Source organism: Sutcliffiella cohnii, from assembly GCF_002250055.1.
Taxonomy (GTDB): Bacteria; Bacillota; Bacilli; order Bacillales; family Bacillaceae_I; genus Sutcliffiella; species Sutcliffiella cohnii.
In genome coordinates this window covers 1379423-1406407 of the sequence record NZ_CP018866.1, presented here as the reverse complement: position 1 = coordinate 1406407, position 26985 = coordinate 1379423, and the positions used below count along the sequence as shown (strand labels likewise).

The following is a 26985-nucleotide window of genomic DNA, read 5'->3' as shown; positions in this document are numbered from 1 at the left end:
GTAGAAGCTTGGAGACGGAAACCATCAGCAGGAAACCTAAGATTATGATAATCAACCAGCTATTCACTTTCATTCATCCCTTCTAATCAATCGATGTTTTGTTTAGCGAATCTATTTGCTCCGATGAATAAAACAAACAGTGAAATTCCGATGCCGATCACCCAATATTCGTAACTGAATGGGACTGCTTCCACTATATAGTTTCCAAGGTTATCGTTAAATAACGTATTAGGCATATATTTATAGACATCGCTCAAGCCTTGAAACGGACGGAACAACATCCGGACAAGATTACTAGAGAATCCATATATAAATAATAGTAGGATAAAGATATAAACGTCTCGAACTTTCATCACTTTTAACACATGGGTTAAAATAAATCCACTTAAAACAAGTGGAGCCATATTTACACTCGCTATCAGAAAATTATGGACTGAATGATTATCCGTAATTAGTAAGCTCTCCCCTAAGGCAATCATTAAAAACATACCAATGACACAAATAAGTACAAAATAGCTTAACGTTAAGATGAGCTTAGACCAGAAAATTGTACCCCGTGAAATGCCGAAAGAAACAGTTTGTTTTATCAACGACATATCATCTTTGCTTGTGAGAGCCGAATTAAAAATGAACCCTATGATGATGATGATTAAACCTAAGGCAATGACATTGGAATAAAAATAATTACTAGTAGCATACGGGAAAGTAGGGTCCACTTTGTCTAAATATTGAAGAACAGTGGCAGCCACAACGATCAACAATAAACATATGACACTTGTAAAATGCACGCCTTTTTTACGGAGAAGACGATAATATTCGCTTTTCATATAATTAATCATTGTTACTTTCCTCCACTAATCCTAAGAAGTATTCTTCTAAATTCAGAGCTTCAATGCGAAACTCCTTCACCATCACACCATTATCAACTAAAAGGCGATTAATTTCTCCACTGCTCTCTATATGATTTTGGATAGAGATGACGTGATTAGGAAGGACTTTAAACTCTATATCCCCATATGCTCGGTCTAAAAGTTGTGCCACTTTCACTGAATTATCAACCGTTAGGACAATTTGTTTCCTACTCTTCTCTTCTAGAGCGTCTTTGCTTAAATCATCGAAGATTACACCATCTTTTATAAATACAAACCGAGTTGCTACCAATTTCAATTCCGTTAAAATATGACTAGAAATTAATATCGTAATATGTTTTTCCTGATTGAGCTTCCTCAATAATGTCCGGATTTCGATAATCCCCTCCACATCTAATCCATTGATTGGCTCATCCAGCACTAAACAATCGGGGTTACTTAAGAGACATAAAGCTATCCCTAATCGTTGCTTCATCCCCATGGAATAATCTTTAAATCGTTTCTTCTTTTCTTTTGCAAGACCTACAATTTCTAGAACTTCATACATACGTTTCTTGTCCACAACACCACGTTGAATCCGAAAATATTCTAGATTTTGAACTGCCGTAAAATCCGGGAAAAACGCAGGTGTTTCAATCATAAAACCCATTCTTTTTTTCTCTCGCTCTATCTCTTTACCAGATTTTCCAAAAAGGAGAACCTCCCCACTTGTCGGCATTATTTGGCCTGCAAGAACTTTGAATAACGTCGATTTGCCAGCACCATTCTTTCCAATTAATGCACAGATTTCCCCTTTTTCCACTGAGAAATCAAGCGGTTTCAGAACCTCTTGTTCCCTATACTTTTTCGTCAATTGACGTGTCTGAATGATCGTACTCATCTTTTCGACTCCCTTAACTATATTCGTTGTTATTTCCAGTTTAGCTTAGAAGTCTTTAAAATCCTTTAAGCAAATCATAAAGAAATCGTAAAGGTAAGAGTCACGTAAGCATAAAACCTACTCCCCAAATGGTCTTTATATATTCTTCCGTCGTAATTTCGGAAATTTTCTTACGGAGGTTCGAGACGTGAACGCTAATCGTATTATCATCACCATAATAAGTCCCCTTCCAAATACTTTCATATATTTCTTTTTTAGAAAGGGCACGCTCGGGATTGTTCATGAAATAGGTTAAAATATCAAACTCAGCAATCGTCAGCTGGAGCTCTTTCTCTTTTAATTTTACAGACCGTTTTTCCGTATTCATTTTAAGCTCACGCCAACCTATTTCCGCTGACTGTTCCGGTTGTGTGTTTGCTTTTCGTAATTGTACTTCCACTCGGGCCATCACTTCTTCTTGATGAAACGGTTTCGTTATATAATCATCTGCACCCATTTTCAACACTTGCACTTTATTTTCGATATCGACTTTGGCTGAAATGACAATAATCGGTACGGAACTCATTTCTCTAATCTCTCCTATAAGTTCCTCCCCACTTTTGCCCGGTAGCATCAAATCCAATAAAATTAAATCAAACATATTGTTTTGTATCTGCAACAAACCTTCTGTACCTGAATAGGCTGCGACAGGTTCCATATTCGCTTTTTCTAAAATTACAGAGAGTAGCCTACTAATCTCTTGATCATCTTCAATTATTAAAATGCGTTTACCTTCATACATCATGATCACCCATTTTTTAATATGTTTCGTTTTGTCCTTTGTTTCTATTAATTATAGCTTACTGGATGAGTTTGTTACTACTATAGGAAGCTATTGTTTTGTTATAATGTATTTAACAAAGGAATTTTCTTCAAGTGATAGAAATTAAATATGAAGAACTGCATATCCAATCCAAAAGTTACTAAGAAGAGAAGTGATGATAATTTGAAATATAAACCTTTTTTTATTTTTATAACGTTCATACTATTAATTAGTGCGGTAGGAAATATTATAAAAAACACAAAAAAAGAATACCCAGAAATAAAAGAACAATTTATTGATTATTTAACGAACTCTCACGATTTAGTGATTTCTAATGGTTATGTTTATAAATCTAGTCGAAGTACTAATGGCGTAGAGGAAGGAGATTTCATCGGGGTATTTTACGACGAAAGAGACCCAAGTTTTATGATCCAACTTTCGATTGACCAACAAAACAATTCTATTCGGGACACATTTGATAGTAAAACATTTTGGATACGACAAGAAATATTTGAAGTGATGAATAAATATAGAAAAGACAATGAGTTCAACGGATATCTTGATTTTTCACCAGAAGGTATACGAGGACCTAGTTTAACTTCAGTTACTTATGGGAGTATTAATCCCACGATCAATTATTCAGTTATCAGTGAAGAAATAGATATTGAAAAAGAATTAGAGGCAGATTTTCACATTGCAAAAGAAGTAAATGAAATCATAAAAAAACATTATGATATGGAATTAAATAGAGTAGGAGTCACATACTTTGAACGAAGTGGTTTTGATTTTGAAAGTTATCTAGAACAATATAAAAAAAATAACGGTGAAGGTATATACGGTAGTTCTATTACAAGCTATGGTCATTTAAATAAGCCTCATGTGTACGGTGTGAAAAATGTGTCAGCTCCAATTAGAGTATTTGAATATGGAGTTAGTATATTTGAAAAAGCGGATTATCACTTGCGGTTAGATAATCTTGAACAATTTAAAGACGAAGCGAATAGAAACTATAACGAGCAATATAAAAAGGCCGATTCAAATTAAAGTGTATCGGCCTTTCTTGTTTTTTGACAAGCTTGTTAGTAGTTATCCAAAACTTTCCACTTTTATAATTCCCTAAACGGCTAGCAAAAGCTACATTAATACAAAATTCACACTGTCGCTACTATAAAAAAGCTTCGACACTACGAGGGTATGCAAATTCAATCTTCAACATTTCCCACATGTTTATGTTTCCTTTACTTATTGCCCCTGAAAAAATAATTCCAACCTCTATGGACCTCATCATGTGTTCACCACATGCGACAGTAAATTCCTTTCCGGGTAAATCTCTGTTATTTGATTTCAACAATTGCACACGAAAGCTCTGTTTATTTTTCCTGATTATTTGAAACAAACCTTCTACCGTTTTGCCGCCATCAGATATTTTTCCACTTAGCATTTTTCGAAAAACAATACTAGGGTCATAAACATAAGGTAATTCGACAGCTTTTATCAACTGATTTTCCTCTTCTGTAAGGAACGCTGCTGTATTTTCCATTGCATCTGTACTTTTCCCTTTTTGCTTTAACCATTGAAAGAATAATTTTAACGTACTGATCATGTCGGTTATTTGTTTCTTCGTCATTGTCTCAAACATGTTGAAATAGTCTAGTGTTAATACTTTGTTCCAGTCTTCCATATCAAGATCTCGTAAATCTACGAACCCGTTTTCCTTTAAAACTAGATTCAAATCACATAAGCTCGTAAAGTATTTACGAACTGTGTTTCCTTTCTTTCCTTTTGTTTTTTCTTTATAGAAATCGACGAAATCCGCTGTGTAAAACGGTAGATGTTCTAAGTGTAACTCTCTTAATAAAGGTATATCCTCTTTTTTATATTCGAAAGGCTTCTCATTATTTACTAGTAAGGTCATTAACTCTAGAGTATATTTCCTCATTACCTCTCCATACGAAAGATTTTCTTCTTTCATTATTTTTTTCACTTTTGCTTTTACCCGTAGAACATATTTATAATCAGTGAATACTCTTACCCCGTTAAAATAATGTTTTCCATTAAACTCTTCCAATAGTGCAATTGTTCCATAGCCTATAGTTAAATTATTTGGAACATTCGTTTCTACAATTGGAACGATATACTTTTCATTTGTCATTACGTCCCACATCGTATAATAATTGTCGTTTACTTCTATCACCTGAATTAGCTGGAAGTTTAGATCTGTCCACACTTTAGCAAGCTCTTTCTGCTCTCGGACTAAACCGTTAGCTTGCTCTTTGTAAAACCACTCCATACCACGAAGGCCGTTATTGTATACTTGGATAAATACTAGAAAAAAGGGAAACAACGTGTCTCTACGCTGACGTTCTATCTTGTTATTTGTTCTCTCCTCAAAAACTCTTTCATAATCCTCTACATCTTGTCTGCTTAAGTTCTCATATAAAAAACGGATTACTTTAGTAGTTAACACATGCTTCTCTTCATAAAAACGTTTCTCTTTTAAGCTATGTAAATCTATAATATTGTCTTTTTGCATACAACACTTTTTATATTTTCTCCCACTGCCGCATGGGCAGATATCATTTCTATTTATTTGCATTCAAATAATCCTCACTTCATACTCTTCTTTCCTTTTAGAATAACGGTTTCGGCGCTAACTTTCAAGAATTTCTCTAATATTGAAGAATGTCCCTACTAGGACTAACGTGCCCCTCTTGATCTTCTTATTATGGTCGAGGAAGAATTCTTTTTAGAAGTTTTATAATAAAGAGACTTACGAACTGCCATAACCAACTATACAACAAGGAAAATACCAAAATTGCTAAAATAACGACACCACTAAAGTTTGTTGTTACGGAAGGTCCCAATATCGGAAATTTAAATCCATATAGTAAGATAATGATTCCTAGAGACAAACATATAGCAGCAAATGGAATAATGAATATGCTCCTTCTTAAGTACTTGAGACCCACTCCTAGAGCTAATCCTAATAAACCTGTCGTAAATGGAAACACCCATAGTTCACTTGGTTGAAACATCGCTAATAGAAAAATAGTAACGAAATAAGTCATGGTCCCAATTTTTAATGATAGTAAACTCGCAATTACTAGTGGAGCCGTACTCATCATGCTGAATAGATAACCTATCCCAGCGAAAATTCCTGCAGATTGTAGCATAAAAGCTATTGCTCCTAATAGCGCACCGATTACTAGCTTCTTCGTTTGAGAAAAACCGCCCACTTTTAAGGCTACTTCTTCCACCTCACCCTTACGCATAAGACACCCCCATTAATGATAAATGCAGCGAGAATGAAATTTATTCACTTGTTTACTTTCATGAAGAGTACACCCTAAAACGGACTATTCCTTCATTATTGTTCATATATTTATTGATGGAAAAATGATGGGAGTGTGAGGGGGTTGAATAAAGTGAAGGTTGGCTTGCGACCTATTTTGAATGGAATAAATTTGCCTACGGTCTTGAAAACTGCAATTCTTCCTGGCGACTCAGTGGAACGATTATTTATCGCCTCTCAAGTCGGAGAGATTTTTTTTGTTGGAAACGGAGATGTCCGAACTTTTTTAGATATACGCCAGCAAGTCTTAGACCTTGGTACTTCGAATGGCGGTTATGACGAGCGAGGCTTACTCGGGTTAGCGTTTCATCCTCAATTTTATTATAACGGACTGTTTTATCTTCATTATTCCGTGGCAGGTACACAAGGTCCAGGTGCTCCACACGATTCCTTTGAACCGGACCATTGTGACCCTAATACGTTAAATTTACAGTGGAAGAATAGAGAAACCGAATACGACCATATCGATACGGTGGAAGAATGGATAGTTCAATCGAACGGGCAACCAACAAAACGACGAACTTTACTTAATTTAAGAAGACCTTTTTATAATCATAACGGCGTCAATAGTTTAAATTTTTCACCAGAAACGGGGAAACTTGTGTTAACAACTGGAGATGGTGGTTCGGGTTTTGATCCGTATAATCTTGCTCAAAAAGATTTAGAAATTGCGGGGAAAATTATTGAAATCGATGTAAGTATGATGACAAGCATCCAGCAACCACCTGCCGTGACACGTTTTCATGAACTTCCGGTACCAATTCAAGAAACATTAACTGTAACAGCAAAAGGAGTGCGCAACATCCCAGGAATTTCTTATCAACGAAATTATAATCATTATATTAAATATGTAGGCCAGGTCGGGCAGGCTTTGATAGAGTCCATCTTTGCCTATATGAATTATAAACCAATCCCAGTCACACAACTTGTTCAAGCTTCTATTCCAAATACAAAATGGAATCAAAAAGGGTTTATTAATCTCGGCTGGCGAGGCTGGGAAGGGAATTTACCTACTCCCATTGTGGAGGATTGCTCGGAAGATTCCGACTTGAGTAAAAAAACAATTGCCTTTTATAATGAAGCTATTAAAATGACAGGAAAACGACTTCAGCCTTTAACTAGTTATTACCATGAAGAACCAAGACGTGATAAGCTTGGAGGAACAGCACTTACTGGAGTTCAAGCTTATATGGGAAATGACATTCCAGCATTAAAGGGAAGCGTTGTTTTTTCAGACTTTGCTCGGAAAGGAATTGATCAAGGTCCTGGTCAAGGGTTTTTAGGTTACACTAGAGTTAGAAGCGATTCAATAGAAAATGACTATAGCATTATTGAAACGGATTATGATTTTGGAGACAAGGCAGCTCATTATACTAGCCTAGGAACCAATCTCTCTCAAACTAAGCTATATTTAGGAGTTTACGGCTCAATGAGGGTGACCGATTATAATCAAGGCTCTGTTTTTGAAATTGTTGGGAGATAGTGGCTCAAGGGCACAGGCTTTCTGTGCAAACTTTTCATGAATGAATCCACCCTCATAAGCTTTTCAGCGCAAGGGTGGATTGTTTTTTTATATTGATATTTTCATAAACTTACTAACATCTTTAAATCCCATTTTCTCATACAATGCCATTGCTTTTTCGTTATGTGCATAAACGTTTAGTCTTACATCACTATATCCTAAGTTTCTAAATTCTTTTATAGCTTCTTCTATCAATAATTTGGAGTAACCATTCCCTCTGTAAGGCATTTTTACATATAGGTCATTAATCCAGCCAATTTCTTCTCCCGTTAAATATTCAATCGCTTTATCGATTTGAATCCAACCGAGAAGTGTTTCACCATCCATTAAGCAAAGGAAATAGGCATTATATTTTGCAGAATGCTCATACGCTTCAATCATTTTTTGTCTATTATCTTCCGAATCATGGTTCGTTGCTTCTTTACGGTTCTCGCCTGCTAGTTCATAAATTTCCTCTATCTCTGCTTCTGTAGCCTCTTTAAACTGTAACCCCATATATGCACCTCTTACCTCAATTTATATTTTCCCCATCCATATTTCCATTAAAGCATTTTGCGAACAGAAAAAGAAGAGCGAGAAATGTCCCCTACTCCATTTTTTTCAAGGAAATATTTAAGTTTGTGGAACGACTAACCCTATCTGTTGCGTTGCTCAAGGAGAATTTTTTAAGAAATTAATGTAATAGCTGCATTAATACATACACATCTCTCTATTAATTTTTCTAGACAATAAGAATGTACGTTCGTTATAATTTAGATGTAACTACATAATGCAGATGGGCGGTTGACCATCTCCTTTCGAAACGGAGGTGGTATTAATGGTGACTTATGAAGCTATGCATTTGCTATTTCATTTCGGTATGTTTATTGTGACATCCTTGACAGCGGTAATAGCCATAATCACACTTGTCACCAATAAGAAAGAGAAATAACCGCCCATTGACCGAATGATAGCGGTTACTTCTCTTGTACTTTCATCTATTTCTAAGGTCAGCCGCTCTTCTGGCGGCAAGTAGTTACATGGATCGAGTGTTCCAGCACTCGATCTTTCTTATATTATATATTGAACTTACTTTTAAAATCAACATTTGTGTTGGAGTAGTAAAATCTAATCCCACTGTCACTAATTCCTCTTCTTAAACGGAATCTGCATAATAAATTCATTCTCATGGACAGTAACTACTGCTTTTCCACCATGTTTGTTAACAAGTTGCTGAACAATATATAGCCCTATCCAAGTTGAGTACCTGTCCGACTAGAATCCAGCCTTATTATCATTCAAACAGTTTTCTCCATCAACTCTTTATTTCTACGAATCGAAGGTCATATTTAGTGCCTACTATTTTTTCGGTAACCTTTGAAATCAGATCACTGTACCTTGCTTCTAACCAATCCAACTGAAAGCTGTTCGCACAATTAATAACTAATACTCCATCCACTAATTCACCATTTGTCTGTTTAAACCAAGTATCAAATGAAGGAGAAGATATTTCATTCTTAATTTGTTCTAAAACATTCCCCCACACATCTCCGACTTGCTCCTATGTAAACTCCATCTTGTCATTTTTCGGAGCACTACATTTGAGCTTCATTTTATAAAAGTCCTTCTCTGACAGGTGTTTAGAAAACTCAAATAAAACTTCAGCTTCTTTGTCTTTATGATTTCTAAATGCTTCCTCTATTTTTTCCATTTCTTCTTCCTTTAAATATACTTTCATTTGTTCGTTAAATGCACCGTATTTAGTGCTTAACTGCTGTAATTTGCTAAATTCGTCTTTAGTAAGAACTGAATATTTGAACAATACAAAGGCATCATTGAAATTACCATTTTTAAATGCCTTTTTAATCCGTTCTTCATCCATTTGCTTATACATTTCTTTATTACTAATTTCGCTCATAAAAATTCACCTCTTAGCTTCAATTTATACCTTTCAATTAAAACTATAAATTATTTAAAAAATAGAATTAAAAGCTGAGAGGTTATTGATTAAGTTCAATTGCCTCTTGAATCATAGAAATAAACAAATCCTGCTTAATGTCCTCTACTTTTTTCACCTGTATATGACGCATTTGTTTACCTGTTCCTTGAAGCACACCGTCCTTGTCAGAAAGGTCTGAACCTCGATAAAACCCTAGGTTCACATGTTTTTTAGCTGCGGCTAAATAACATACTAGTCCATTTTGTGTGTAGCTCGGTTTAGACCATTTGACCTCTTCAATAATTTCTGGAGAGGACTTAAACACAAGCTCTCTTAGGTTATTCGTTATTTCTTGAATAGGCTCAGGGAGCGTTTCAATTAATTTCGTGACTTCTATATTTTCTCTTGGATTCATAATGCCCTCCTATATATCGTTATGAACTAGGTTAATTAAAAGTATTTCCCTTAAATAAAAAACATCATCACAGTCCCATTGAGTGTCAATGCAATGACATGATATCACTATGAAACATCAATCATGTAACCCCTTGCCATCGAGGATTTGCTGAATATATTTTTCAACCCTTGTTTCTCGAGTTTTCGATTGTTTAGCCTGTGAAAAATAAATAACATATGCTCTTTGCCGTCCGGGAGTCAATGCTTGAAAAGCTGTTTTCAAGATAGGAATTTTATCAAATTTATTTTGAAGCTCTTCAGGAATTATTAAGTCTGTTTTTTCTTTGAAATTCACTTCCAAGCCGGCCTTTTCGACATCTATAGCCTCATTAATATAGGATTTTATTATGTGTTCCATCTCATCAATTTCTCGAACCTCGGTGAACCGAATCTGGCGTTGTGCCTGTGAATTCTCTCCAAGTTTGATTAGGACCCCTTTCGCATCCTTTAGCAATACACCTTTAAAAAACATAAGCGCACAATATTCTTTAAACCCTTGAATGATCACGACATTACTTTCCTGAAATGTGTAACAAGGTTTGCGCCACTTCCATTCTTCGGTCAACCCACAGTCTATTATGATTGTTCTCAATTTTTCCATTTCTTCCCGCCACTTTTTTTCATTACTTACATACTCATTAACCTTTAAATTCTTTTTACTGTTTGTCAACAAGTAACACTCCCCTCTTCTTATCTCTAAATTGCCCACTGATAGCAACCTCCATATATTTTAACTTAAATGGTTTATTTTATTAAAAGTAACCAACCTTTTAGTTTAAGATTTTCTACAAAAATAGCATTTCTCCTTCTTGAATACGTATCGCTACTCCTGTTCTTTCCACCTTTTTTCAAAAAAACTAGATTTTAGAACTAAGTTTCTATAATATTATTATTGAAATAGTTAAAATTGTTAAAAAAGGGGAAGGGGAGTTTTCATGAGTCAAAATTTAGGTCATAAATATTATAAAGAACTAATTAATTTACAAGATGTAGCAGGGGTCGAGGCTCAACTTCAAAGTTTACTAGATGCCCCAATCGAATCCGCTTCTGACCTAGAAGAGTGGTTAAAAGATGAAAAGGATTTAGATGTAAAACTTTCGGAGGCGTTAACAGGTCACCGAGTCGACTTCTACCGGAACACAGAAGATGAGGAAATTAAGGCAACTTTCCTTCACGATCAGCAAAACATTCAACCACTTTTAATGAAATATGAGGCTAAACTGAATGAAAAATTTTGTGAGTCTCCTTATGTAAAAGAGTTAGATGAAAAACGTTACGGTTTGATGCGAAGAGTTCGAGAGTCGAAAGTTAAACTGTTCAGAGAAGAGAACATTCCTTTAATGGTAAAAGAACAAGAACTTAATACTAAATATAGTGAAATTATGGGCGGATTAACCGTTGAATGGGAAGGCGAAGAAAAACCGTTTCCTTATATCCAATCCCAACTCGATTCGTTAGACAGAGATGTGCGAGAAAAAGCATATCGCGCGATGGGCTCAGCGATTAAACAAATTAAGCCCGAGATGGATGCAATTATGGACGAGCTCGTTCAACTACGCCACCAAATCGCTTTAAATGCAGGCTTTGAAAATTATCGTGATTACATGTTTGTCGTGAAAAATCGTGAGTATACGGTCCAAGATTGTTATGATTTCCATGAAAATGTTGAGAAACATATTATCCCAGCTTGGAATCGTCTCGCAGATGTTTTTAAGTCGAAGCTTGGTGTGGATACATATCGCCCTTGGGATAACACAGCTAAATTAATGAAAAACCCTCCATACTCCGAAGTTTCTACGCTTATGGATGGCGTTTCTGAGATGTTAAAGGATACAGATCCATACTTTGGAGAACGTTTCGATTATATGAGAGAAAAAGGGTTACTAGATCTTGGCGACCGAAAAGGAAAAAGCCCAGGTGGTTTCTGTACCTCTTTACCTGTTTCAGGGGATACGTTTGTTTTCGCAAACTTTAGTCCATCGTTTTTCTCTCTCATCGCGTTAATTCATGAAATGGGACACGCGGTGAATGGGTACCTTCAGTTTTCGGAGAACGGTCCTATTGAAGACTACCAACACCGAATGGAAGTTGCGGAACTGTATTCTCACGGGATGGAATTACTCTTATTAGACAAGCTTGATCGTTTGTATAAAGAAGAGGAAGATTTTAAGAGTGCACAACGTGAAGAGTTAAAGCGCGCATTTACGATGTTATTCGGTCCGTTGTCAGGTGATCTCTTCCAGCATTGGATGTATACGAATCCTAATCATACTGCGAAAGAGCGTGACGAAAAGTACTTTGAAATCTCCAAACGTTATGGCTTAAACCCTGTTGATACTTCTGGGTTTGAGGAGGCAATTGGGATGAGCTGGGTAGGCACCCTTCATTATTTCCAAGTTCCTTTCTATAACATTGAATACTCTATCTCGATGCTAGGTTCTTTACAATTACTAGAGAACTATCAAAAAGATCCAAAGGCAGCTGTTGAAGCATTTAAAAAAGGTGCAGGTGCCGACTACAATCAATCGATCGCAGCTATTTACGAAGAAACTGGCGTTAGCTTTGACTTCTCTGAGCCAGCTGTTAAGCGAATGGGTGAATTCTTGGAAAAGGTTATTCAAGATATTCATTAAGGTGGGACAGAGGGACAGGTTCCGCGTCCACACAATTTCTGGAAATTGTAGTTTCGTTTCTAGTTTAAAATCGTAATAAAACAATATATATAATACTGATAGCGCTGGTAACACTATCAGTCCACACAATAGTAATTTCCCTTCAGTCACCGTTGTGGTCAAAACAACTCACCCTGTTAAGCTGTGCGGCTCAAGGGTGGGTTATTTTTTTAAACGATACACTAGCAAATGCTAGCATTAAAAGTAATGTGTCATAAATAAGCATCCCCCTATCTGAAGTAGTATTAAATCTCGCAGCACAACTTTATTTGCTCAAACCCCGATTCGTTTAGCCATTTACCTTTAAGCAATCAAAAGGGTAAGTTTTTAATGGTATTAAGAAGATTACCCTTTTGCATATGACCTTAATTCCGTAACGATTTTTAGTCGGACCTTTTCAGCGGTTTTTGACCTGTCCCCTCGTGAAATTTTTTCAGTATTTATTTATGATTAAAACAAAAGATAAAAGGAACAGATAATATAAAGGAGTTCGTTTTAAATGAAAATAAAAGCTGCCGTTACACATGGAAAAGGACAAGTGTTTAGGATTGAAGAGGTAGAATTAGCTGAGCCGAAAATGAATGAAGTATTAGTAAAAATTGTAGCTACTGGTGTGTGTCATACAGATGCTGTTGCTCGTGATGCAGCTATTGCCCCATTGCCAGCCGTATTAGGACATGAAGGTGCAGGTATTATTGAGCGACTTGGTCAAGGTGTTACTACCCTAGAAGAAGGAGATCATGTCGTACTTTCATTCGCACACTGCGGTCATTGCCAAAACTGTTTGACTGGTCACCCAACTGTTTGTGAAACTTTTAATGACCTAAACTTTGGTGGCGTTGCTAATGACTTTTCCCATCGTCTAAGCCATAATGGGCAGGAACTCTCTACATTCTTTGGACAATCCTCCTTTGGTACATATGCTGTTGTTCATGAACGCAATGTAGTAAAAGTAGATAAAGACGTCGATCTTACATTACTCGGTCCGTTAGGCTGTGGGATTCAAACAGGTGCAGGAACTGTATTAAATAGCCTACAACCGGAATTTAGTTCGACCATTGCTATTTATGGTGCAGGTGCTGTGGGATTAAGTGCAATCATGGCTGCAAAAATCACTGGATGCAAACAAATCATTGCCGTAGACATACACGAAAGTCGTTTAGAATTAGCAAAAGAACTTGGTGCAACTCATGCTTTAAATGGATCACAAGTTGATGTTGTCAAGGAAATTAAGGCGATTACAAATGGCGGTACAAACTATGCTGTCGATACAACTGGGGTACCTCCTGTTGTTCGCCAATGTTTACAAGCATTACGCCCGTTAGGAAAAGCAGCGATTGTTGGGGTAACCCCTGAAATGAACATTGATGTGCATAATGATATTATGGCAGAAGGAAAAACTATGATGGGAGTCATTGAAGGAGATGCAGTTCCCCGTGTATTTATTCCTCAGCTTGTAGAATATTACAAAGCAGGCCGATTCCCAATTGATAAATTAGTTAAATACTATGAATTTGAACAAATTAACGAAGCATTTGAAGACTCTAAAAAAGGTGTAGCCATTAAACCTATTTTGCGTTTTAACTAATCAAAACAGGTTCAGCGTCCACACATTTTTGGAAATTGTAGTTTCGTTTCTAATAAATGTACCGGCGACGCTCCCGTATAAAACAACATATATATAAGGACTGATAATGCTGGTAACACTATCAGTCCATATTCAAGGGAGTCAGCATTGTGGATCAAATACGACTCACCCTGTTAAGCTGTGCGGCTCAAGGGTGCGTTATTTTTTGTTTTTAAAAGATACGGTAGTCAAAAAAAACAAGCCAATACTTTGATTATCTCAAAGCATTGGCTCTATTGATATTCGACTTATGATTAGGCTCGGGTTTGAAACCAATATTCCTAAGGAAGACTATCTAGTTCGCCTTACACCTCACTACCTACTTCCTCCCCCTGATATATCCGAAAAGCAGGAACAATCGTGTCGGAGACGATTTCTTTTCCTTTTTCGCGGATGAAGTCTAGTTTATAGTAGGCTTCAAATCGTTGACTGATCTCTGTTTTGACGAGTTCAGGTGGTGTGACGACGATAAATTGGAACTTTAGTTTTTCCGCAACAGCGAAGATTGGGTCCAGAACATGGGCAGATGCCGCTTGGCCGAATGGGTTATCACAAACTAACGGTACCCAACTTTGATCTGTTTCGCCTTTCACGGAAAGTAGCATCATCATCATGACCATGCGGGCTGATAGCTTTTGTCCACCACTTCCATCGGATTTCGTTTTCGATCCTTGGTTGATCGTTTGCCACGTTGAATAATGTTCCTTCAGTGGTTTCCCGTACATGAAGGCATTATCTGTACGCATATTGTAAACGAGTAACTCTGGATATCGATTTCGTAGCGATACGAATAAAATTTGTTCATCACTAATGAGTTGCTTTATTTCATTGTCTAACGCACGATTATTGTCATCAATCATATCAAATTGTTTCGTAATTTTGTTAATGGCCGAAACAAAGTGCTGCTTTAGAAGTGGCTCGATGTCCTCCACCTTTTTCGGTAAAATATCTTCTTTCAGCTGGACGAGTGGGAATGTTCCTCGTTCGTTTTTCAATTTCATTTTCGCAATCATTGAACGGATTGCCTCTGAAATGCTCATCACTTTCATACTTGCACGACTAGCCCAGAAGTTTTGCGCTTTTTCTGCTCGTTCTTTGTCGCGCTCTAATTGCTCTAATCCACTTTGTGAAAAACGTTTCATGTTTTTAACGATGCTTTGAATATGGGAATAGTGTCTTGTGTCCATATGATCAAGTGTCGTCAACACTTCATTTTTAAAGCGAATCTCCCAATCTTTACCTTCTATGAGTAGCTTTAAGTTTCTTAATGCTTGGTCAATTTTCGCATGCTTTTCTTGCCCTTCTTCTTGAATAGCTTGATGCTGCTCACACCAGGTTAAAATACATGCTTTGCCTTGACTTTTTATTATTTCGACTTCTTCGTCCGTAAATGCGGAAGCTTCCTCTTTTAAAATAACAGATAACGTTAAAATATCGCCTTCATAACCCGCGATGTTCGTTTCTGTTTCTTTTTGACGCTTTTCAACCCTCTTGATTTCGTCTTTCGTTTGTTTCGTTTGGTCTTTAATTTCCACTTCTTTTACTTCAAGATCAAGGTCTTCCCATTCTTCTGGATGTTTTTCATGTTTTGCTATCTTTTTACTTGCTTTCGTACGTTGTTCCGTCGCATGCTGTAGAGATGTTTCTGCTACTGTTACAGCTGTTCCTTGAGCTCGTTCTTCTTTTTCAGCTGCTTTTGCTTCCTTTTGGGCAGTTTGATGCATACTTTCTACTATGCTTACCGGTTCCTCAGGTACTGGTGCTTCTTTCCAGTCTTCCTTTTGAGTGGCAAGCTTTTTCTCGATTTTTAGCTGTTGCTTTTGTTCCGTTTCTTTTTTAGCTTGAAGAACGAGTAGCTCTTGTGCCTGTTTAATATTTTGTTCGGTCGTAAGCTTCCATTCCACATATGTTTGATTCCACTTACTTTGTAGTTCAACAATTTGTTGGTGCTCTATATTCAGTTCTTGTTGCTCTTTACTTAACGTTTCCTTTTGTTTCTCTTTTTCTTGCTTCACTCGTTTATTTTCTTGATGTACTGTTTTTTCTTTTTCGAACTCCTCGAGCGATCCAACATCTTTTGTCAGCTTCTCGAGTTTATCTGCTGTTTTATCTAACTGTTCTTTCAACTGAAGCTGTAATTCTTTTTCCTTTTCCTCTTGGACAATAACGTCTTGTAATTCTGTTTTCTTCGTTGATAGTGCGTTCGTCTCTTGAGTTAAAGCTTTTTCGATATCACTGGAAAGCTCTCTAGATAAAAAGCGGTCCATCTCTTTTAAAATGTGTCGAAGAGTTGCTTCCGTTTTATCCATTTCACTTAGCGTTTCTTTCTTTTCTTCTAGCTGTTTAGCAATCTCTATTTTCCAGTTCGTGAAGTTGTTTTTATTTGTTACTAGCTCTTTTTCATTCCCATTGATAATGACAAAAGAGCTAGCTTGTTTCTCGTCCGTCATTTCTTCTCGTAAAAATATCGGGACTGGACTTTTATACATTCTACCTGCTAATACTTGCTGGTTCACTTTTTCCCATTGTTGGCCATTTACGACTAAGCCGTACGGAAGAAGTGGATAGGTGGACGTATATTTCTCCAACTGATCAGCAGTTAATGATTGCAGAAATTGTGTTCCATAAAACACATCAATGCCCGTTTTCTCATCAATCCATTCTTTTAATTCCTTCACATCTTTATTCGGAATCCAGAAGGGCTCGTCATTTAAAGAGTGGTCGATTTGTGTTTCCCACAGTTCTTTTTTCAAAAGTTCACTTTGTTGCTTGTTTTGACTAAGCATCTCTTCTATTTGGATCGTATATTTCGATAAAAGAGAGTTAGTAAACGGCACTGTGACGTCATCTAGTAAACCGTATAGTTTATCCGCTAGTTTCGCTTCTCTTCCATCTTGCTTTTCTTTTGATACCTTTAATTCTTCTATTTTTTTCTCTAAATAGGTAATCGATTGGCCAAGTGTACCGTGTGAAGTTGCTAGCTCATTTTGTTTTTTACTAGATTTTTTATCTTTCTCTTTTAAATCTTCTAAACTAGTCTTCTTATCCTCGATTTGTTTGAGGAAATTTTCCTTTAAGCCTTGTAAATCATACGTTAGGCGGTCGCCGAATTGTTTAATCAGTTCAGCTTCCTTCACTTCAAACGCGTGTATTTGTGTGTATAGGAAATCAATTTCGGTGCTAAGCTTAGCTATCTCTGTCGTCTTTTGTTTATCTACTCTAGAAAGCTCTTTTTCTTTTTTCCTCAAGAATTTTTGATAACCGAAATATTGTGTAACAGCTTCTTGTAATGTAGTAGACGCCTGCTCCCATTCTTTCGTAGCTTCGACTTTAATTTCATCCATTCTTTGATTCACTTCTGCTAAGCCACTATTTTGTTCTAATTTTGCAATTTGCTGCGTAAGAACACTTATTGTTTGTTCGTTTTCGCTCCACTCTTTCAACAAAAGGTGAAAAGTTAACTGTTCTTTTCGTTCCAGTTTTTCCGTGACGATTTCTTGAAGGGAGCTATGTTTCTCTTTTTCTTCTATTAATTTCTTCTCCCAATTCATCACTTCGCGGTGGGCTTTTGCATATTCGAGATTGTCTCTTTGAAAGCGTAGATCTTCCTGCTTTACGTTTAAGTTCTCCATGTCTTTCTCTAAAGCAAGCTGGTCTTCCTCTTCCTTTTGCAAAACAAACTCTAACGCACCGAGCAGCTGTCTACCTTCTGTTGTACTGCGATTTATTACCTCTTTATGGTCGACTCCAATTGCTACATGCTCTTCAAACGGTACTATATCTTCTAGAAACTCTTTATGCGCTTGCTCTCTTTTTAGTAAAACTGGTAGATCCTTTGCAATGCTAGCTTGGCTCTTAAAAATTTCCACTAGATCATTTTTTTGATGTTCTGTACGTTGGAGCACTTGGCTAACAGTTGGAATAATACGTTTTTGGAACAAGGAATGATCATCCTCTGCTCCCTCAAAGTATTTACCAACTCCACCTTCGTCCTTGTTAATTTCTTTTAAAATATCCCAATCTTTACGGTTAATACCGTACGTATCAAGAATTCGGTAGTGTTTTTTCGTATCTCGGTAAACGTCATAGCCATTCCATTTTAAATAATCGGTAAGACTCTCCGTTTCCACTACCTCACCGTCTTTGTATAGTGGAATATGTTCTAGAGCTGCTTCTTCTTTTCGCTCGAGCTCTTTCGTGTAAAATCTAATATCAGGAATAATCTTTGCCTCTTGCTCTAATGTTTTCGTTTCGTTACCACTTTCCTCACTCATCGAGATTCGTTGTTCTGCAGAGAACATTCCCCCTGTAATGAGATGGCGACGGTCTGCTCCGTCTAACTCCCATTGAATGAGCACATGAAACGTATACGGAATAAATTGTTCTTTATTATTAAAGAAAAATTGTTGATAATAACGATTGTTTTGTTTCCCCCATGAAGTTCCTGGCTTAAGAATTTGGAAAATGGTTTGTAGAAACACTCCTTTTCCGCCACCATTCATCATCGCAATGAGACCGTTTGTGGACGTATCATCATTATGAAAGTTAAAGGTAGTATCTTTATATTGCTTTTGCATGCCATCGTACTTCAGGCCAACAATTCTAATTCGATGTATTCTCGGCATGCTCTTCCTCCTCTGTTGTCATTAATTTCTTAAATAGTTCGTAGCGATCATAGTCGTGGTACAAGTATTCTATCCGTTCAAAAAGCTCTTGCTTTGGAATTGCCTTTGGAATATCGTCGCGGTCAAGAATGACGATTAACCCTTCCGTCTCTAATAACCGCATACTGCTAGCAATTAACCCAATTCGCGTCCGTCTATTTCCTTTTTTTAAGCCATAATCATCTGTGTCAACCTCCATGAACTTCCACGTTGTCACAACGTCCTTCATGTCAATGCGTTTTTCTTCTCCGTATGTAGGCTCCGATTTGAGAATGCTTTCCCAATTCAAAATAAGGTCGTTTACTTGTCTTTCTAACGCATAATAGCTAATCCCTTCCCGCTTCGTACGAATTTTTGCTGCTTGGTTGCGGTCGATCGTAGCTAAAAAGGCCATGATAATTACACTCATTAGATGAAAGTGCTTCTTTGTTTCCACTTGCTTATGCTTGTCTTTCATATGAGTAAAATTCGTCGCAAACGTAGAACCTGTCGGCTGCACAACTAAATGAATACGCTTTGGGGCTTCAATGATATATGTACCTGATTCGTCTGCTAATAAAAGAACCGTCTGTCGCACTTCTGGTTCAAAATACGTTTGAAAATGTTCACTAGATTCGTCGATTACTTTTTCTTTTAATAAGGTGAAATAGACAGCGGAGGCTTTTTTTACTGTTTCTGCATTCATCATTTCCCCTCCTCTACACATATTTTAAATGGAGTAATTTTCATTCGATTCCACTGAAATGGTTCAGCTAGATGGTCGAACTCTGTATATAATTTTGATCCTTCAAACACTTGAAATTGCGGATATTCCTGCATTAGTTTATAAAGAAGAATTTCCCGCTCATCACTCAATGTTTCTTCCTTTCGATGCAGCACTTGAACCTTCAATGGCTTTTTATCAAACATCATCCATAGATCAATCGTTTCGGATTCTTCAAACCATAGATTTTGTACTTCTTGTGGTAGCTCAGCTAAATTAGTTAAGGAAAACTCTTTATACGTTTGTAGATATTGAAACACATAACTCCAGGCAGAAATGACAGAATTCCAGTCGGTCACTCGCTTCCTAGTCGTATTTTCCTCTACCTCATCCTCTACTTCTACCTCATTTGTTTGGATTTCATTAAATTCTTGTTCTCCCCAAATCCAATCAAGTGGCAAAATAAAATCATTCTTTGGTGAAAATAAAGGTGACAGTATCCGTTCAATGGCGGTGAAAGATTGAACACCTTCTATTAGTACCCAGTTTTCATAAAAATGCTCTCGGAACGAAACTAAGCTGTTTTCCCAAAAGAGGGATGGATTTTCTACCTTTAATTTCATTTCGTAGGAAATATTTTGAATAACAAGCTTAGCAAAACGATCATGTAATTGCCGTGTATGGCCGATTTTTTCTTGCAGAAGAATGAGCTCCTTTTGTAAAGAATCATCTTCTTCATTTCTTCGTTTCGTTTTTTCAATCATGCTAGAAATGGTACGGAAGTGATTTTTTTCTTCTTCAAATTGCTTCTCAATCTCGATGCGATTGTCTGCTCTTTGCATTTCCGCTTCCATTAATAAAATTTTAGGATTGTTCGTCATTTCCTTTTGAAAAGAGAATTCATTTGCCATTAAGCGGTTTACCCGTGAAATTAGGTGATCGAGGTTACGCGTAGCTTTTCGAAAATTACCGTTTTTAATTAACTGCATACTATACAGCTGTTCAATGGTGATGGAAAATTCCTCGGCCATCTCTCTACTCATAAAAATCATTTCTTGCGCGACATCTGTCAGCTTATAAACAATTTGTCCGCCCATCTCTAAGTTCGTATATAATTCATCCATCGTGACATAGCGAAAAACTTGTGTTTCCCAAGATTGTCTTATTTCATCGTAATATAATGCTTCAAAAGGCTTACTATACTCTTCTTTTCCTTGGTATAGTAGACCACTTGTGATCCGCTCGATTTGCTTGTCATCTGCTAATAGCTTCATATGTTTAATAGACTCTTCCACCATATATTTAATATCTGATTTTCGTCTATTGTCATCATCATTTAATTCTCTATAAAAGATGAGGAGAAGCACTTGCATGAGAATCGTTTGAATATGAGGCTTTAACTCCCCAACATCCATTCCTCTTCCAAGCTCAAACAATGGATTTAGTCGTTGCATTCGCTGGGCAAAACCTTCCCATGATTCGTTCACATCCATCTCCTCCACGTTTCTATTGTCAGCACTTCTTGTGGTATACGCTTATTCTCCTGCCATAAACTCATTAACTGTTCTTGTTCCTCTTCCGTAAACCATTGAAAAAAAGAATTACGGTAGTGACTGTTCTGTGTTTGGCCACTTTTCTGCTCGTTCTTTTGATCAGCGCATTCAAGCATTTTACGGTAAATTTTTAGTGCAGGCTGCATCGTGTAATCTGGATATTTTTCAATTAGTCTTATGAGAATTCCGTATCCAGAAGCATCTATATCTCCTGCATAATAGAAAAGGTAGTTTTGGGGCGGGAACATTTTGAAGAAAAAAGAAAAACTACGTTCAATTTTTGTTCCTTCCCCATAAATGATTAGCTCCGGTTCATAATCTAATTGATTTTTCTCCAATAATTGAATAGAAGTATGGAAGAAAGATAGATTTTCTACAATGAGGACTCGCTGAATATCTTTTATTTCTGTTCCTTGTTTTAGCCAAAATACAAAAGGCTCCCCGTAGTGCACCATTTTGAGCCTTTCCTCTGAAACACCAATTCTAGCTAGAAATCCTACGCCCTCTGGAAAACTATCAGCATCTAATAAGAATTTTTCATGCCCAAATAGCTCTAAGCTTCTTTCTTCTACTGACACCATTTCCCGTTCCTCACTTGATTGGAGAAAGTCGTGTAATTTCCGAATTCGATCCCACTCCTCGGGCGTTTGCCAGACGGGATACCGTTCATAATAAGAAAAATCGAACGTATCACTTAGCTTCATCATCTCAAGACGGTCCCATTTTACTTCTAACACTTTTTTATTAACCCAGTAATATAAAGGTAAAGACGGAATTCTTCCATTATATTGGTTATTTTGTAAAGGCGTTAGCATTCCTTCTCCTTGCAACGTTTCAATCGCACGACAAAATAACGTATACCCATCTATTTCAAAATAATCATCTAGTAGCCTTCGTAACTGAAGCTCTAGATCATTTATATTCAACTTCTTCTTTTGTTTCGGGTGCTGAATATCTTCTATAAAACCTCTCACCCGCGTTTCAACAACATCGATTGTACTCACCTTCTAACATTAATAAGGACATCCTTCCATTATAACCTACTTCATTATCGGTGGGACAGAGGGACAGGTTCCTCGTCCACACATTTTTTGGAAATTCGAGACGATGTCTTCCTCACAAATATTGAAAACTAATATTTTATTAATTTTTACTATACTCCCCCAACTGCTCAAACAACTTCCCAACATTCACAACCCCGACATTTTTGTACTTCCCTAAAATTACAAGCTCTTTCGGAAGTTGGCCAACTGTATGCATTCCATCTTCGTTAAGTTGACGGATTAGACTCGGGACACCTTTAAAAGCTTCTGTTGTGAGAGGAATTTCCTTCAATTTATTAGTAAGAACCAAATGTTCTACTTTGTAAAACAGCAATAGTTCTCCTTGACGTTGTAATACTACTTCTCTACGGACCTTCTCTTCCGCAATAAAGTCTTTTAATTCGTAAAAGAATCTTCTGTCGTTTTCTTCGGTGTAACGTTTCACGTGTTTGTGTAAGTTTTCTATATCACTAGGCAACTCACTCATAATCCGTGCTTGTTGTTCTGCTCCTAGTCTAATTAGGAACATTTCAGACTTAGGGAAACGTTGTGGTAAAAGGAAAGCATCACGAAGGAAATAAGGAACCTCAACCTTGTCTCCTTTATAGCTAATCTTTCGGATAGTCGTAATTCCAGGCTCTTCGAATTTTAAAGGAGCTGCTTCCGTTGAATCTGCCACTTCTTTTTCGGCATTGTTCTCTCCTTTTTGCATCGACGCTTTAAGCAATTCTTCTAATCCCTTTAACCGCGCTTCTAGCTCGGATATGTCATACTTTTTTTCTTCTTTTGGAGAGGCTGGATCTTGGTAGTCTGGGACTTCGATGGATAAGGGAGCGTACACCTCAACGTACCACTTAACTACTTTAAAAAGTGCCTCCCACGATAGAAGTGCTTCAGAAAACCGAAACATTCTTGCATCATGCGCTGCTTGGTTTCCTAACTGACGTACTTGATGTAACGCTTCACTCACTTCAGCAGTTAATATGCCGTGATCACTTAATATATCTAGTCGTTCTTTTAATGTCATCCGAGGCTCTTCTTTTAACTTTTCTAGCTTCATTACTTGTTGCAAAATGTTTTCTACAAACACCCTAGCATGCGTCAACATCGTCCGCGGGCTAGTAAACACACTGTTCTCTAACTCTCGCGCTACAAATGCTAACTCTTTTGAAACAGGTTCTAAAAATGTATAAAAATAGGTCGATTTAGTCATCGGGACACCTCTATTGGTCTAGTAAATTGCTAATGTTATTTTACCATACTAATGGAATAGTACTTAAGGAACAATATAGCAAAAACTGCCCATGCGCTATATTTAAATTTTTTCCTTTCAATTTTCCGAAAAGAGGTTTTTAACTGAAATGTGTAGAAATTTATGGAGATAGAATAATAGTTAAAAGGTGACTCGTTATGACAAACGAAAAAACGAAAATTATCATACAGGCAATTGAATATATGAAAGAACATTTAGATAAAGAAATTACGTCAGAAGGAATTGCGCTACATGTTGGCTATAGCCCTTATCATTTTAGTAGAGTTTTCAAAGAAGTGACAGGAATTCCGCCTCGCCACTATTTATCTGCCTTACGAATTGAAGCTGGGAAGCAACGATTAGTAAATTCGTCCGATTCGATTCTGAAAGCTGTACTAAAGGCCGGATTTCGTAGTACAGGGACATTTAGCTCTAAATTTAAACAGTTCGTTGGATTATCACCAAAGCAATTTCAAAAAAATATCGAGCCGTTACATCGGTTCGTTCACGACTATGATTCTTCTACCATCCTGCAACCATTAGAAGCATTAGCCCCCTCTGTGACATGCGAAGTAAAAGCTCCACCAGATTTTAAAGGAATAATTTTCGTTGGACTTTTTCCTAGACCAATACCTGACCAAGCGCCCGTTGTCGGAACTGCCTTCGATTATCGCGAATCAATCTGCACATTTTCTAACGTTCCGAAGGGGAAGTATTATGTTCTTTCCGCTGCAATCGCAAAAGGAGTGAATCCTAAACATTATTTTGTTCTATCTCATGCGTTAAGAGGTATAGCAGAAAATACTGTTGATACACAACTTCATTCAACATCGTTTACAGAAGTTGTTTTAAGAGAACCATTGCCATATGATCCACCTATCTTAATCAATTTACCAAAACTACTATTTGATACGAAAAAGCGCAAACAAGAAGAAAATTAAACAGGCTATTCATGATAATTTTATGGTAATCATTTTGTAAAGGGGCTTTGAAATGTTAAATCAAGTTTGTGTATTAACGATTAAAGTGAACGATTTAGAGAAAGCGGTAGAGTTTTATACGAACATACTAGATTTTACAGTGGAGAAAAAGTATGGCGATACGATTATTCAGTTAACACATCATGGTCTTCCCTTCATTTTAGAAAAAGGAGATGCTACAACTCTTCCCTCCTCTTCTAACGTATTACTAGCTATACAATCCAGTAATATTCAGGACGATTTTCATCAACTTCGTGAAAAAGGCGTTAAACTGCTTTTCGACGAACCACAGCCTTGTCCACCAGGTTATTTTTTCATCATAGAAGATAATTCCGGGAATCAATTAGAAATTGTCCAATTTGTAAATAAAGGAGAAGAAGTCTAATGGAAAAAATCGAATTATTAAGTGAAATCGAAGCATTGGAAAAAGAAATCTATGAAAAGAAAATGAAGTTAATGGAAATGAGGAAATCTGTACCTCGTAACGAGATGAAAAATTATCAATTCCTAGATTCAATGAATCGAGAAGTAAATTTACTTGATTTATTCGGCGATAAGGATGAATTAATTGTTATTCAGAACATGGGGAAATCTTGCTCGTATTGCACGATGTGGGCAGACGGCTTTAATGGGGTCTACCATCACATCATTGAAAAAGCTGCATTTGTTGTGGCAACTCCTGATGCACCAACCGTTCAAGATGCGTTTGCGGCAGAACGTAGATGGCAATTCCCGATGATTTCTACGATTGGTACCACTTTTAAGGAAGACTTAGGCTTCATGAAAGACGGCTATCAATATCCAGGTGTTTCTACCTTTCAAAAGGATGCAGACGGGAAGATTTTTCATGTCGCCAATGCCCCTTTCGGACCTGGCGATGAATTTTGCTCCGTTTGGTATTTATTTGACTTACTTCCTTCTGGTCAGAAAGGTTATCGTCCAACGAGAAATATCAATAAAAAATCGGAGTTCGAATTGACGAACAATATAGCTATTCAAGTAAACGACTCACCGAAAGCTATTGATTTTTATACTAATATTTTAGGCATGATGAACGTCTTCTCCAACGATTCAGAAACGAAGCTCTCTTTCGGTGGGCAACATATTTTCGTGGAAGAGAGCGCAGCAAATCGAGTCTTTTTTGAGGTTGCTGTAAAAGAATTTACGGTTGCTAAGGAGCTCTTATTAACAAATGGTTGTACAATCACGAAAGAATACAGTGAGAAAAGCATCATGGTAGCCGATCCTTATGGATTACATTTTCATGTTTTTGAACGGGTATAACTGGTACCGTAGTATCGTAAATAATTTGGAGCGTATCGCAATTAAAGGAGTCCATATCGCAATTAAAATCGGATTACCGCAAATAAAGGAGTCCGTATCGCAATTAAAATCGGAGTACCGCAAATAAAGGGGTACTGTCAATAATTATGTGTAAGCATTTGTACTCAATGAGTTATATGTCTTTGTTAGTGGAGGATTCAGGCAGCCGCGGCTGCCTGAATCCTCCACTTTTAGGCTTTGGGATACCGCTCCTCAAACATTTTTAATATTTGATCATGAGCTAGGCCGAATCCACTTAGTTTTCTTCTTGACCAGCGCTCGTTATAGTCGATAGAGGTCAGGTACGTAATCTTTTCAGCTGCTTCAATGTTAGGCAGGCTATTCATGGTTTTTAACCTCTTGCGGATTTCCTTAATGGTACGCTCAATAAGATTTGTAGTGTAGATGTACTTTTGGACATCCTCAGGGTAGCGTAAAAAGGTTAAGAGTACTGGAAGGTCTTCTTCCCAAGAAGCTATTTCTCGACTGTAGCGCTTTTTCCATTTCTCCCTGAGCTCTCCGAACGCTTTCTCAGCTTCTTCGTATGTGCTTGATGTATAGACTTTTTTAAAATCAGTACTTAGCTCAGCTTGATCCTTCTTACGTGCTTTATTCATAGTGGAACGGACCTTGTGTATTACACAACGTTGAACATCAGCTTTTGGAAAGATGGAACGAAATGCCTCTTCGAGACCAGTCAGTCCGTCAAAAACGCCTAGCAGTACTTCCTGTACTCCTCTGTTGCGCAGGTCCTGGAGGATTTCCTTCCAACCATTTGAAGATTCTATTCCTCCTACATAAAAACCAAGGATTTCCCTGTGGCCTTCCGGAGTAATTCCTAGAACAATATAGACAGCTTCTTTGGCTACTGTATCTCTACGAATCTTTACAAATAAAGCATCAAGAAATAAAGCACAATAGCGCTCCTTTAAAGGGCGGTTCTGCCATTCAATCACATCCTCCATCACGGCAGATGTGATATTCGATATGGTGCCAGGGGAATATTGTTCCCCAAGCAAGTTTTTCAAGATGCTCCCTACCTGACGGACTCCAACCCCGTGTTGATAAAGTTGAACAACGAGCTCATCTACTGCAACCATTCGCCTCTGATAAGGCTCAAACATATTAGTTGTGAACTCTCCCTTACGATCACGGGGAACAGCCAAATCTTCAACGCGGCCATACATGGTGTCGAGAGTCCTCGGATAGTATCCGTTACGCGAATTTCCTTCTCCGACAGGTTCGTTCTCTAGTACACTCTTGATTTCCTCACGCAAGATAGTTTCTATTTTCTCCTTTAGGAGATCCTGCATGGAGATTTTTAAGATAGTGGCTAAATCTAATTTATCTGTGTTAAAATGAGACATGG

24 protein-coding genes are annotated in these 26985 nt (G+C 37.2%); 8 read left to right on the top strand and 16 right to left on the bottom strand.

Going from position 1 to position 26985, the window contains the following annotated elements; genetic code table 11:
* Window positions 1-86: 86 nt before the first annotated feature.
* From BC6307_RS06700 to BC6307_RS06690, 3 genes are all read right to left on the bottom strand, one after another.
* Window positions 87-839 carry a hypothetical protein gene (locus BC6307_RS06700; protein ID WP_066421044.1) on the bottom strand — a complete coding sequence of 251 codons (753 nt, stop codon included), beginning with the start codon at window positions 837-839 and terminating at the stop codon, window positions 87-89.
* Complete coding sequence (locus tag BC6307_RS06695) at window positions 832-1749, bottom strand: ABC transporter ATP-binding protein (protein ID WP_066421041.1); 918 nt, start codon at window positions 1747-1749, stop codon at window positions 832-834. The genes BC6307_RS06700 and BC6307_RS06695 overlap by 8 nt, the downstream gene beginning before the upstream one ends.
* Before the next feature lie 100 nt (window positions 1750-1849).
* A complete protein-coding gene (locus BC6307_RS06690; protein ID WP_066421040.1) occupies window positions 1850-2530 on the bottom strand; it encodes a response regulator transcription factor in 681 nt (226 codons plus the stop codon).
* Between the two features lie 204 nt (window positions 2531-2734).
* Here BC6307_RS06690 and BC6307_RS06685 point away from each other — a divergent pair, with 204 nt between their 5' ends.
* Window positions 2735-3595, top strand: a complete 861-nt coding sequence (locus BC6307_RS06685) for a hypothetical protein (protein ID WP_094366088.1) — start codon at window positions 2735-2737, stop codon at window positions 3593-3595.
* Between the two features lie 121 nt (window positions 3596-3716).
* Here BC6307_RS06685 and BC6307_RS06680 read toward each other — a convergent pair whose 3' ends face one another.
* Window positions 3717-5147 (bottom strand): SEC-C metal-binding domain-containing protein, encoded by a 1431-nt coding sequence (locus BC6307_RS06680; RefSeq protein WP_084380663.1) that lies wholly within the window; start codon window positions 5145-5147, stop codon window positions 3717-3719.
* 127 nt (window positions 5148-5274) lie between these two features.
* Window positions 5275-5823 carry a hypothetical protein gene (locus BC6307_RS06675; protein WP_066419993.1) on the bottom strand — a complete coding sequence of 183 codons (549 nt, stop codon included), beginning with the start codon at window positions 5821-5823 and terminating at the stop codon, window positions 5275-5277.
* 144 nt (window positions 5824-5967) lie between these two features.
* On the opposite strand from BC6307_RS06675, the gene BC6307_RS06670 reads away from it, so the two are divergent.
* On the top strand, window positions 5968-7386 hold the full coding sequence (locus BC6307_RS06670; protein ID WP_066419994.1) for a PQQ-dependent sugar dehydrogenase: 1419 nt from the start codon (window positions 5968-5970) through the stop codon (window positions 7384-7386).
* A gap of 87 nt (window positions 7387-7473) precedes the next feature.
* Here the strand turns inward: BC6307_RS06670 and BC6307_RS06665 are convergent, their stop codons facing one another.
* Window positions 7474-7920: a GNAT family N-acetyltransferase gene (locus tag BC6307_RS06665; protein WP_066419996.1), complete on the bottom strand. Its 447-nt coding sequence runs from the start codon at window positions 7918-7920 to the stop codon at window positions 7474-7476.
* A gap of 322 nt (window positions 7921-8242) precedes the next feature.
* Between BC6307_RS06665 and BC6307_RS25490 the strand changes: the two genes are divergently transcribed.
* Window positions 8243-8356 carry a putative holin-like toxin gene (locus BC6307_RS25490; RefSeq protein WP_268874288.1) on the top strand — a complete coding sequence of 38 codons (114 nt, stop codon included), beginning with the start codon at window positions 8243-8245 and terminating at the stop codon, window positions 8354-8356.
* A gap of 363 nt (window positions 8357-8719) precedes the next feature.
* Here the strand turns inward: BC6307_RS25490 and BC6307_RS06660 are convergent, their stop codons facing one another.
* The 4 genes from BC6307_RS06660 to BC6307_RS06645 form a co-directional block, all read right to left on the bottom strand.
* A complete protein-coding gene (locus BC6307_RS06660) occupies window positions 8720-8950 on the bottom strand; it encodes a DnaA N-terminal domain-containing protein (protein WP_066419998.1) in 231 nt (76 codons plus the stop codon).
* A 15-nt stretch (window positions 8951-8965) separates the two neighbouring features.
* Window positions 8966-9322, bottom strand: coding sequence for a hypothetical protein (locus BC6307_RS06655; RefSeq protein ID WP_066419999.1), 357 nt, complete (start codon window positions 9320-9322; stop codon window positions 8966-8968).
* 82 nt (window positions 9323-9404) lie between these two features.
* Entirely contained in the window at window positions 9405-9758 is a 354-nt protein-coding gene (locus tag BC6307_RS06650; RefSeq protein ID WP_066420001.1) for a DUF1801 domain-containing protein, read from the bottom strand.
* 117 nt (window positions 9759-9875) lie between these two features.
* The gene (locus BC6307_RS06645; RefSeq protein ID WP_066420024.1) at window positions 9876-10469 is read right to left on the bottom strand and encodes a YdeI/OmpD-associated family protein; all 594 of its coding nucleotides are present in this window, start codon (window positions 10467-10469) and stop codon (window positions 9876-9878) included.
* Window positions 10470-10734: 265 nt separating this feature from the next.
* Here BC6307_RS06645 and BC6307_RS06640 point away from each other — a divergent pair, with 265 nt between their 5' ends.
* Together BC6307_RS06640 and BC6307_RS06635 are read left to right on the top strand one after the other, a co-directional pair.
* A complete protein-coding gene (locus BC6307_RS06640; RefSeq protein WP_066420003.1) occupies window positions 10735-12432 on the top strand; it encodes a M3 family oligoendopeptidase in 1698 nt (565 codons plus the stop codon).
* Between the two features lie 538 nt (window positions 12433-12970).
* The gene (locus BC6307_RS06635) at window positions 12971-14059 is read left to right on the top strand and encodes an NAD(P)-dependent alcohol dehydrogenase (RefSeq protein WP_066420005.1); all 1089 of its coding nucleotides are present in this window, start codon (window positions 12971-12973) and stop codon (window positions 14057-14059) included.
* Window positions 14060-14403: 344 nt separating this feature from the next.
* On the opposite strand, the gene BC6307_RS06630 is transcribed toward BC6307_RS06635, so the two are convergent.
* The 5 genes from BC6307_RS06630 to BC6307_RS06610 all read right to left on the bottom strand — a co-directional run bounded on the left by BC6307_RS06630 (window position 14404) and on the right by BC6307_RS06610 (window position 23274).
* A complete protein-coding gene (locus BC6307_RS06630) occupies window positions 14404-18723 on the bottom strand; it encodes a coiled-coil domain-containing protein (RefSeq protein ID WP_066420006.1) in 4320 nt (1439 codons plus the stop codon).
* Window positions 18701-19450 (bottom strand): DUF6063 family protein, encoded by a 750-nt coding sequence (locus BC6307_RS06625; RefSeq protein ID WP_235858250.1) that lies wholly within the window; start codon window positions 19448-19450, stop codon window positions 18701-18703. Before BC6307_RS06625 ends, BC6307_RS06630 begins: the two co-directional genes overlap by 23 nt.
* A complete protein-coding gene (locus BC6307_RS06620) occupies window positions 19447-20958 on the bottom strand; it encodes a hypothetical protein (protein ID WP_235858251.1) in 1512 nt (503 codons plus the stop codon). The genes BC6307_RS06625 and BC6307_RS06620 overlap by 4 nt, the downstream gene beginning before the upstream one ends.
* Window positions 20949-22022, bottom strand: a complete 1074-nt coding sequence (locus BC6307_RS06615; protein ID WP_066420010.1) for a Wadjet anti-phage system protein JetD domain-containing protein — start codon at window positions 22020-22022, stop codon at window positions 20949-20951. The genes BC6307_RS06620 and BC6307_RS06615 overlap by 10 nt, the downstream gene beginning before the upstream one ends.
* Before the next feature lie 139 nt (window positions 22023-22161).
* Window positions 22162-23274: a DUF4145 domain-containing protein gene (locus BC6307_RS06610; protein ID WP_066420012.1), complete on the bottom strand. Its 1113-nt coding sequence runs from the start codon at window positions 23272-23274 to the stop codon at window positions 22162-22164.
* A gap of 197 nt (window positions 23275-23471) precedes the next feature.
* Here BC6307_RS06610 and BC6307_RS06605 point away from each other — a divergent pair, with 197 nt between their 5' ends.
* From BC6307_RS06605 to BC6307_RS06595, 3 genes are read left to right on the top strand one after another with little or no spacing between them, the layout of a single operon-like run.
* Window positions 23472-24254 (top strand): helix-turn-helix domain-containing protein, encoded by a 783-nt coding sequence (locus BC6307_RS06605; protein WP_066420020.1) that lies wholly within the window; start codon window positions 23472-23474, stop codon window positions 24252-24254.
* Between the two features lie 52 nt (window positions 24255-24306).
* Window positions 24307-24678: a VOC family protein gene (locus BC6307_RS06600; RefSeq protein WP_066420021.1), complete on the top strand. Its 372-nt coding sequence runs from the start codon at window positions 24307-24309 to the stop codon at window positions 24676-24678.
* On the top strand, window positions 24678-25577 hold the full coding sequence (locus tag BC6307_RS06595) for a DUF899 family protein (protein ID WP_066420023.1): 900 nt from the start codon (window positions 24678-24680) through the stop codon (window positions 25575-25577). The genes BC6307_RS06600 and BC6307_RS06595 overlap by 1 nt, the downstream gene beginning before the upstream one ends.
* 230 nt (window positions 25578-25807) lie before the next feature.
* On the opposite strand, the gene BC6307_RS06590 is transcribed toward BC6307_RS06595, so the two are convergent.
* Window positions 25808-26983 carry an IS256 family transposase gene (locus BC6307_RS06590; protein ID WP_094366035.1) on the bottom strand — a complete coding sequence of 392 codons (1176 nt, stop codon included), beginning with the start codon at window positions 26981-26983 and terminating at the stop codon, window positions 25808-25810.
* Window positions 26984-26985 lie beyond the last annotated feature (2 nt).

Bases quoted from the DNA above. Each gene is read 5' to 3' on its own strand.
- BC6307_RS06700 (WP_066421044.1), bottom strand. From the start codon at position 839: ATGATTAATTATATGAAAAGCGAATATTATCGTCTTCTCCGTAAAAAA.
- BC6307_RS06695 (WP_066421041.1), bottom strand. From the start codon at position 1,749: ATGAGTACGATCATTCAGACACGTCAATTGACGAAAAAGTATAGGGAA.
- BC6307_RS06690 (WP_066421040.1), bottom strand. From the start codon at position 2,530: ATGTATGAAGGTAAACGCATTTTAATAATTGAAGATGATCAAGAGATT.
- BC6307_RS06680 (WP_084380663.1), bottom strand. From the start codon at position 5,147: ATGCAAATAAATAGAAATGATATCTGCCCATGCGGCAGTGGGAGAAAA.
- BC6307_RS06675 (WP_066419993.1), bottom strand. From the start codon at position 5,823: ATGCGTAAGGGTGAGGTGGAAGAAGTAGCCTTAAAAGTGGGCGGTTTT.
- BC6307_RS06665 (WP_066419996.1), bottom strand. From the start codon at position 7,920: ATGGGGTTACAGTTTAAAGAGGCTACAGAAGCAGAGATAGAGGAAATT.
- BC6307_RS25490 (WP_268874288.1), top strand. From the start codon at position 8,243: ATGGTGACTTATGAAGCTATGCATTTGCTATTTCATTTCGGTATGTTT.
- BC6307_RS06655 (WP_066419999.1), bottom strand. From the start codon at position 9,322: ATGAGCGAAATTAGTAATAAAGAAATGTATAAGCAAATGGATGAAGAA.
- BC6307_RS06650 (WP_066420001.1), bottom strand. From the start codon at position 9,758: ATGAATCCAAGAGAAAATATAGAAGTCACGAAATTAATTGAAACGCTC.
- BC6307_RS06640 (WP_066420003.1), top strand. From the start codon at position 10,735: ATGAGTCAAAATTTAGGTCATAAATATTATAAAGAACTAATTAATTTA.
- BC6307_RS06635 (WP_066420005.1), top strand. From the start codon at position 12,971: ATGAAAATAAAAGCTGCCGTTACACATGGAAAAGGACAAGTGTTTAGG.
- BC6307_RS06630 (WP_066420006.1), bottom strand. From the start codon at position 18,723: ATGCCGAGAATACATCGAATTAGAATTGTTGGCCTGAAGTACGATGGC.
- BC6307_RS06625 (WP_235858250.1), bottom strand. From the start codon at position 19,450: ATGATGAATGCAGAAACAGTAAAAAAAGCCTCCGCTGTCTATTTCACC.
- BC6307_RS06620 (WP_235858251.1), bottom strand. From the start codon at position 20,958: ATGGATGTGAACGAATCATGGGAAGGTTTTGCCCAGCGAATGCAACGA.
- BC6307_RS06610 (WP_066420012.1), bottom strand. From the start codon at position 23,274: ATGACTAAATCGACCTATTTTTATACATTTTTAGAACCTGTTTCAAAA.
- BC6307_RS06605 (WP_066420020.1), top strand. From the start codon at position 23,472: ATGACAAACGAAAAAACGAAAATTATCATACAGGCAATTGAATATATG.
- BC6307_RS06600 (WP_066420021.1), top strand. From the start codon at position 24,307: ATGTTAAATCAAGTTTGTGTATTAACGATTAAAGTGAACGATTTAGAG.
- BC6307_RS06595 (WP_066420023.1), top strand. From the start codon at position 24,678: ATGGAAAAAATCGAATTATTAAGTGAAATCGAAGCATTGGAAAAAGAA.
- BC6307_RS06590 (WP_094366035.1), bottom strand. From the start codon at position 26,983: ATGTCTCATTTTAACACAGATAAATTAGATTTAGCCACTATCTTAAAA.